1 tRNA gene and 1 rRNA gene are annotated in these 640 nt (G+C 60.8%); both read left to right on the top strand.

Features of this window, described 5'->3' with window-relative positions:
• The first annotated feature begins 207 nt into the window (after positions 1–207).
• Positions 208–322: ribosomal RNA gene (gene rrf / locus BQ8482_RS37550) — 5S ribosomal RNA — on the top strand.
• A 242-nt stretch (positions 323–564) separates the two neighbouring features.
• Positions 565–638, top strand: a tRNA-Met gene (locus BQ8482_RS37555).
• Positions 639–640 lie beyond the last annotated feature (2 nt).

The following is a 640-nucleotide window of genomic DNA, read 5'->3' on the forward strand; positions in this document are numbered from 1 at the left end:
GGCTTGATCGTTCTCATTCCCTATGCCCATCGTGAAACACGATGGTCTTACCAGCGCTCACGCATGAGCGGCCCTTACGGGCCTATGCTCCGCGAGGGCGCCGGACGACCGGCGACGTGCAGTCGCACTTGCGGGCTTCGCCCGTAACGGACTGCAATGTTGCCTTGGCACGAAAAACAGCTTCTCGAGCAACGTGCGCTTTGCCGACCTGGTGGTTATGGCGGAGCGGCTGCACCCGATCCCATTCCGAACTCGGCCGTGAAACGCTCCAGCGCTGATGGTACTTCGTCTCAAGACGCGGGAGAGTAGGTCGCTGCCAGGTCTGCAAAACGCACGTCGAAAAATCCAAATCTTCTCCTTACCAACAGGCCCGCCAATCGGGAACTCGGGCCGCGCAAGCGGCCCTTTCAATTGGCGGAACTCGTACCTAACTAAAGCGCTGACTTGCTTGAAAAGTTGACGCGGGGTGGAGCAGCGCCCCGTCCGCCCGCAAAGGCCGAAGGCCTCGAGGACGGACAAACCAAAAAGTCCGGGCTGCCCGGCCGGCATTCGCCGTCAAGTTGACGCGGGGTGGAGCAGCCCGGTAGCTCGTCAGGCTCATAACCTGAAGGTCACAGGTTCAAATCCTGTCCCCGCAACC

Source organism: Mesorhizobium delmotii, assembly GCF_900149755.1.
GTDB classification, from domain to species: Bacteria; Pseudomonadota; Alphaproteobacteria; order Rhizobiales; family Rhizobiaceae; genus Mesorhizobium; species Mesorhizobium delmotii.